Origin of the sequence: Saccharomonospora sp. (assembly GCF_027317685.1) — a bacterium.
Taxonomy (GTDB): domain Bacteria; phylum Actinomycetota; class Actinomycetes; order Mycobacteriales; family Pseudonocardiaceae; genus Saccharomonospora.
Map to the genome: position 1 here is coordinate 21812 of NZ_DAHVQP010000092.1, position 7081 is coordinate 28892.

Annotated in this window: 6 protein-coding genes; 3 read left to right on the forward strand and 3 right to left on the reverse strand. The window is 67.7% G+C overall.

What is annotated here, in order from left to right; genetic code table 11:
• The first annotated feature begins 118 nt into the window (after positions 1-118).
• The 3 genes from M7H19_RS10800 (at position 119) to M7H19_RS10810 (ending at position 2833) form a co-directional block, all read left to right on the forward strand.
• On the forward strand, positions 119-1369 hold the full coding sequence (locus tag M7H19_RS10800) for an oxygenase MpaB family protein (RefSeq protein ID WP_298180394.1): 1251 nt from the start codon (positions 119-121) through the stop codon (positions 1367-1369).
• A gap of 33 nt (positions 1370-1402) precedes the next feature.
• A complete protein-coding gene (dcd, locus tag M7H19_RS10805) occupies positions 1403-1987 on the forward strand; it encodes a dCTP deaminase (protein WP_298180397.1) in 585 nt (194 codons plus the stop codon).
• An 81-nt stretch (positions 1988-2068) separates the two neighbouring features.
• Positions 2069-2833: a CAP domain-containing protein gene (locus tag M7H19_RS10810; RefSeq protein WP_298180399.1), complete on the forward strand. Its 765-nt coding sequence runs from the start codon at positions 2069-2071 to the stop codon at positions 2831-2833.
• On the opposite strand, the gene M7H19_RS10815 is transcribed toward M7H19_RS10810, so the two are convergent.
• From M7H19_RS10815 to M7H19_RS10825, 3 genes are all read right to left on the reverse strand, one after another.
• The gene (locus M7H19_RS10815) at positions 2827-4494 is read right to left on the reverse strand and encodes an acyl-CoA dehydrogenase family protein (protein ID WP_298180401.1); all 1668 of its coding nucleotides are present in this window, start codon (positions 4492-4494) and stop codon (positions 2827-2829) included. The genes M7H19_RS10810 and M7H19_RS10815 overlap by 7 nt on opposite strands.
• Before the next feature lie 224 nt (positions 4495-4718).
• Positions 4719-5192 carry a DUF742 domain-containing protein gene (locus tag M7H19_RS10820; RefSeq protein ID WP_298180403.1) on the reverse strand — a complete coding sequence of 158 codons (474 nt, stop codon included), beginning with the start codon at positions 5190-5192 and terminating at the stop codon, positions 4719-4721.
• Between the two features lie 155 nt (positions 5193-5347).
• Positions 5348-7081: (Fe-S)-binding protein (locus M7H19_RS10825; RefSeq protein WP_298180406.1), on the reverse strand; the 1734-nt coding region annotated here is incomplete at its 5' end.

Here is a 7081-nt window from a genome sequence, read left to right on the forward strand (position 1 = left end):
ATCTCCGGGTGGCAAGTGGGTGCCCTCCCTCCCCGATCGCCCTGTGTTTCTTGACGTGCGCACCGTGAAGTGACAACACTTGTTGTCTCATTCTCGTTCGCAGGTTGGTGGGGGCATCATGACGACCGACGAGCGGCTGTCGGAGCCGGAACTGCTTCGCCAGGGCGGTTTCCGCTTCGCTGCCAAGTTCCTCGCACCCGGTGACATCCGAAGCACCAAGCGGCAACGTCGGCGCCTGCGGGAGTTCGCCCAGGCCGAGGACCCCCTGGCCGACGCGGTCGTCGACATGATCCGCAGGCTGCCGCCGGGTGAGGGGCGTCGGCTGTTCAACCGCGCCGTCGAACACGGCCTCGACAGCCTCGACAGCCTCGACGACCCGCCCGCCGAGCTCGTGGACTTCTTCCGCGCGGTGGAGGCGACGCCGTACTGGGTGAGTCACGAGCGCCTCGACCGGGGCGCTCGTGCCATCGTGCGCACGGGTGTGTTGAGCCTCTTCCCGCTCGGTGACATAGCGCTGATGGGTGGCTATCTGGCTTCTCGCGCCACGAAACCGCTGGTCGGTACCGGTGTCATCGAGTACGCGGCCACTCGTCGTCTCACCGAGACCGCCCGCTGGTGGTTCGATGTCACCACGCCCGGCGCGTTGCGCGTCGGCGCCGACGGCTACGCCTCCGCGTTGCGGGTGCGGCTCGTGCACGCCCATGTCCGCGCTGCCATGAACCGTCGTGACGACTGGGACTACGCCTCGTGGGACCGTCCCATCAACCAGGTGCAGACAGCCGGCACGCTGCTGCTGTTCTCGCTGGTCTACGTCTTGGGCATGCGTGTGCTCGGGGTTCGCTACACCGACACCGAACGCGCCGACATCATCCACCTGTGGCGGTACGTCGGCTGGCTCATGGGGGTCGACGACGAGCTCCTGCCCGCCACAGAGGAGGACGCGTGGCGGCTTCTGTGGCTGCTCGCCGCCACCGAGTTCGTGCCGGACGAGGACTCGCAGCGCCTCGCGGCCGCGTTGCTCCACGCCTATTCCGAGGCCGGCCGGGATCGTGGTGGCCCGCTCGGTGCCGTGGTCGGCGAGTTGTCCATGCGTGTGCACGGCTCCATCAGCCGTCTCGTGCTCGGCAAGGCCAACTCCGATTTCCTGGGCCTGCCCGATGACCCGATCATGCAGGCCGCAGTGCTCGCGGCGGCGGCGGGTAACTTCGCCGCCGAGACCGTGCGGCAACGGGTGCCCGGCGCCACGTGGGCGCAGGAGCGGATCGGGGAGTTCACGCGGCGCCGCTACGCCGAGGCGCTCGGCAAGCTGGTTCGGCACGATCGCACCTACGCGCAACACATGCATGCGCCGGTGGAGCCCGCCGCTTGAATCCGCAGCGTGTCGCCCGGTTAGGGTGAGAACGTGCTGTTGAGTGACCGTGAGATTCGCAAGGCGCTCGAATCCGGGCGGCTAGGGGTGGACCCGTTCGATCCGGCGATGGTGCAGCCATCGAGTATCGATGTGCGGCTCGACCGCTTCTTCCGCGTGTTCGACAACAGCCGGTACACCCACATCGATCCGCAGCTACGCCAAGACGAGCTGACCTCGTTGGTGGAGAAGGACGTCGACGACGAACCGTTCGTGTTGCACCCGGGTGAGTTCGTGCTCGCCTCGACGTTCGAGTTGTTCTCCCTGCCCGACGACCTCGCGGGCAGGTTGGAGGGGAAGTCGTCGTTGGGGCGGCTCGGGTTGCTTACCCACTCGACGGCCGGGTTCATCGACCCGGGTTTCTCGGGGCACATCACGTTGGAGTTGTCGAACGTGGCGAACCTGCCCATCACGCTCTGGCCGGGCATGAAGATCGGGCAGCTGTGTCTGTTCCAGCTCACGAGTGCGGCCGAGTTCCCCTACGGTTCGGTGGAGGTCGGCTCGCGTTACCAGGGGCAGCGTGGACCCACACCCAGTCGGGCGTACAAGAACTTCGACCGGGTCGACACTCATCGCTGACCCGCAAGCGGTTGCAATACGAATCACCGACGAACAAATCACGGTTCAATAACTCACGCTTTGGTGGTAGCTTGCCGCCTTGTGGCTACCCCGAGCTCGCGAGTCCGGTCACTGTTGGTGATGGTCAGCGTGCTTGTGGGGGTGGCGGTCGCCGCCGGTGGTCACCTGTTCTGGTTCTCGCCGTCGAATGAGGACACGTCCCTCGCCCGGCAGTCCGCGTCCGATCTCGACATCGACCGGGACGCACAGCCGGGCGGCGGTGAAGTGGGAGCCGCGCCGCCGTCCACCACCGGTGAGGAAACGACGTCGACGACCTCCACCGCGAGCCCGACCACATCCGAAGCAGACCGGGAAGTCCCGCCGGAACCGAGCTCGTCCAGTGCCGCTTCGCCCAGTTCGGACAGCCCGACCACCGAGGTTGTCCCAACCGAGGACGCCGAGCCCACGAGGACGTCCGAGAGTCCGCCCTCGAATGTCGACGACCTCGCGGAGCAGGTGGTCGAGCTAGTCAACGCCGAACGTGCCGAAGCCGGATGCGGCCCTGTGCGAATGGACCACCGGCTGACCGACTCGGCCCAGGACCACAGCGACGACATGGCCGAGAACAACTACTTGTCGCACACCTCGCCCGATGGCACGACGTTCGACGAGCGGATCTCCGCCGCCGGATATCCGCGCCCGGCAGCGGAGAACATCGCCATGGGCATGGCCGGAGCCGAAGCGGTGATGGACGCCTGGATGGACTCCGAGGGACACCGCCGTAACATCGTGAACTGCGAGATCACCGCCATCGGTGTCGGTGTGAACTCCGACGGCTGGTATTGGACGCAGAACTTCGGTTACTGACCGGACGAGTTCGTCGTCGAAGCGGTCGGAATCGTCGAGGGAATGGCCCTGGCCACCACGGCTTCGGCGTCGACGCCGCGCGGCAGAGTCCCGAACGCGCCGCCCCAGTCGCCGCCGAGTCGGGAGGCGCAGAACGCGTCCGCGACGGCCTTGTCCCCGTGTCGCACCAGCAGCGATCCCTGGAGTACGAGCGCCAATCGCTCGACGAGCCGCCGCGCGCGGAACTCGATCTCGTCGTGGTCGCCCAGGTCGCGGCGCACCGACGTGATGGCCTCGTCGAGGCGCGAGTCCGCACCCCGGGCCGTTTCCACCTCGGCGAAGAAGGCTTCGACGGACTCCGGTTGTTTCGCCATCGCCCGCAACGTGTCGAGCGCCGTGACGTTGCCCGAACCCTCCCAAATGGACAGTAGCGGCGACTCGCGGAACAGCCTGGGCATACCGGACTCCTCCACGTATCCGTTGCCGCCCAGGCATTCGAGCGCTTCGGCGGCGTGTGCGGGAGAGCGTTTGCACACCCAGTACTTCGACACGGACAGAGCGAACCTGCGGAACGCGGCCTCCCGGTGATCGCCCGCGGTGGCCCGGTCGGTGGCGCCGGCCAGCCGTAGCGCGACGGTGGTGGCCGCCTCGGCCTCCACGGCGAGATCGGCGAGCACGTTCGTCATGAGCGGCTGCCGCGCGAGCGGAGTCCCGAACGCCGAACGGTGCGTCGTGTGGTGCACGGCGCGCACGGTGCCGTACCGCATGGCGGCGGCGGTACCGATGACACAGTCGAGGCGCGTGTTGTTGACCATCTCGATGATGGTGCGCACACCCCGACCCTCCTCGCCGACGAGCCAGCCGACGGCACCGTCGTATTCGACCTCGGCGGAGGCGTTGGAGCGGTTACCCAGCTTGTCCTTGAGTCGCTGTAGGTGGATGGCGTTGCGGGTGCCGTCGGGCAGCACGCGGGGCAGCAGGAAGCACGACAGTCCGCCCGGTGACTGTGCGAGCGTGAGGAACACGTCGGACATCGGGGCCGAGGTGAACCACTTGTGGCCGGTCAGCCGGTAGGTGCCGTCCTCCGTCGGTACGGCGCGGGTGGTGTTGGCGCGGACGTCGGAACCGCCCTGCTTCTCCGTCATGGACATGCCCGCGATCAGCCCGCGCTTGGTGGTGGGCACGCGCAGTCCGAAGTCGTAGTGCGGGGCCGCGAGCAGCGGCTCGTAGATCGCGGCGAGGTCGGTGTTGTAGCGCAGGGCGGGCACGGCCGAGTAGGTCATCGAGATCGGACACGTGTGTCCGGCCTCGACCTGGCTCCACACGTAGAACTTCGCCGCGCGGGCCACGTGCGCACCGGGCCGGTCGTGTCGCCACGGGGCCGCGTGCAGACCGTGCGAGACGGCGGTCGCCATCAGGTCGTGCCAGTGCGGGTGGAACTCGACCTCGTCGATGCGCCTGCCCACGTTGTCGTGCGTGCGTAGGGTCGGCGGGTTCTCGTTGACGAGCCTGCCCCACTCCTGGGCCCGCTCACCGCCGGCCAGGATTCCGAGGTCACGTACCTCAGCCTCGGCCCAGTCGGCTCCCTCTCTGCGTAGTCCCTCCAGCAGCGCGGGGTCGTCGGCGACGTCGTAGTCGACCAGCGGCGGTACCTGGTTGGTCACCTCGTGGGTGGGCGGCATCGCGAGCTCCTAACGCGCGTCGGCGAACAACGGCGAACAACGGCAAGGAGTGAAGCACCGATGTCGCGGCACGGGCAAGGACGCGTGGAGCGGGGTAGCGGGTCCGGCCCACCCACCGTCGGGAAGGTCGTCGGGGCCACTTCATCGGCCTACCGGCCTGTGTACTCGTGGCCTGTTGCCAACGGTGTCCTTCGCGGATCGGTACCGCCGACGGTCAGAGTTGGTCAAAGTTTCTGCAGACCCGCCAGGACGCGGTGCATGAGCTGACGGTCGGGCCTGCCGTCGGTCGTCTGCGGTGCGTCGTGGATGCGCACGAAACCCGTGTCGGCGAGATCGCTGATCAGCACCCTGGCCACCCCGAGGGGGACCTCCAGGTAGGCGGCGATCTCGGCGACCGACCTCGGCTGGGCGCACACCTGTCCGACCTTGCGGTACTCGGCGTTCTTATGCAGGTGCCACTGGGCGTTCGGCGTGGCCGAGACCAGTGTTTCGATGGCGAGGTCGGGACGGGCGTGGGTGCGGCCCTTCGTCAGCACGTACGGGCGGGCCCGAAGCTGCCTCGTCGTGAGTTCGTCGGAATCGTCCTCGGCGAACGTGTCGCGCGGGGACATCACCACTCGTTCGGGCCTGGGGTGTCGCCGTGGGGACTGTGACCTGGCGTCGGCGGGTTCGGAGACACCGCCGCCCGGCGCGTTCACGGAACCTCCGTCCTGCATATCGCCTGCCTCAACCTCGCCTCGGGAGAGCTGTCCACGAGGTCGTCATGCTAGCCGGGAACCAGGCGCCGAAAGGCGGGATCGCTAGTCGAAAGTCTCGAAAACCACGAGAGTCTCGACTCGATCCCGCCGATCGGTTACTTTTTGTCCTCGTCTGGTTGCACAGTGCCAGTACCGACCTCGTCCGTGGGCACATCGGCCCGGCCGTCGGCTTCCGCCTCGCCGCCGGACGCGGCCACCGTCGCCCCCACCGGCTGTCCCCGCTTGACGGCCGACAGCAGCAGCTGCGCGACGTCGACGACCTCGACGTTCTCGGACGCCTGGCCGTCGTTCTGGCGGGCGGTCACGCCGTCGGTGAGCATCACGCGGCAGAACGGGCAGCCCGTCGCGATCTTCGACGGCGCGGTGCCGAGAGCCTCGTCCACGCGCTCGACGTTGATGCGCTTGCCGATGCGCTCCTCCATCCACATGCGGGCACCACCGGCGCCACAGCACATCGACCGGTCGGCGTGCCTCGGCATCTCCCGCAGCGACGCACCGGACGCGCCGACGAGCTCACGCGGCGCCTCGTACACCTTGTTGTGCCGACCCAGGTAGCAGGGGTCGTGGTAGGTGACGTCCTCGGCGATCGGTGCCACCGGGGTGAGCCGCTTCTCGCGGACGAGCCGGTTGAGCAGCTGGGTGTGGTGCACGACCTCGTAGGTGCCGCCGAGTTCCGGGTACTCGTTGGCCAACGTGTTGAAGCAGTGCGCACACGTGACGACGATCTTGCGCTTGGCGGGCTCGACGCCTTCGAACACCGAGTTCAGGACCTCGACGTTCTGCTGCGCCAACATCTGGAAGACGAACTCGTTACCCGCGCGGCGGGCCGGGTCACCGGTGCAGGTCTCCTCGGGGCCGAGCACCGTGTATTTCACGCCCGCGATGTGCAGCAGCTCCGCCACGGCGCGCGTGGTCTTCTTGGCGCGGTCCTCGAACGCACCGGCGCAGCCGACCCAGAACAGGTACTCGGCGTCGCCCAGTTCACCGTCGAAGACGGGCACCTCGAAGTCGAGGTCCTCGGTCCAGGCCAGCCGGTCCTTGGCGTTTTGACCCCACGGGTTGCCCTTGTTCTCCAGGTTCTTGAACATCCCGTTCAACTCGCTCGGGAAGTTCGACTCGATCATCACCTGGTAGCGGCGCATGTCGACGATGTGGTCGACGTGCTCGATGTCCACGGGGCACTGCTCGACGCACGCACCGCACGTGGTGCACGACCACAGCACCTCGGGGTCGATCACGCCGTTCTCTTCGCCGGTGCCGACGAGAGGACGCTCGGCCTCGGCCAGCGCGAGCACGTCGATGCCCGCGTACGGGTTGTCGCCGGTGAGTCCGACCTCCTCGCCGGTGACGTCCTTCTTGCCGCCCGCGAGCAGGTACGGCGCCTTGGCGTAGGCGTGGTCGCGCAGCTGCGTGATGACGAGCTTGGGCGACAGCGGCTTACCGGTGTTCCACGCCGGGCACTGCGATTGGCAACGACCGCACTCGGTGCAGGTGGAGAAGTCCAGCCAGCCCTTCCAGGTGAAGTCCTCGATCTTGCCGGCGCCGAAGACGTCCTCCTCGGGGTCGGCTTCCTCGAAGTCGAGCGGCTTGCCGTCGCTCATCATCGGCTTCAACCGGCCCAGGGCGACGTCGCCGTCGTCCTCCCGCTTGAAGTAGATGTTGAAGAACGCGCTGAACCGGTGCCAGGCGATGCCCATGGTGAGGGTGCGGCCGACGACCAGCAGCCAGATCATGCCGGACAGCAGCTTGATCAGCGCCATCACCGACACGGCGGCGGTGCTGGTGGGCAGCAGGGTGGCCAGCGGCTTGGTGACGAAGCTGCTCCACAG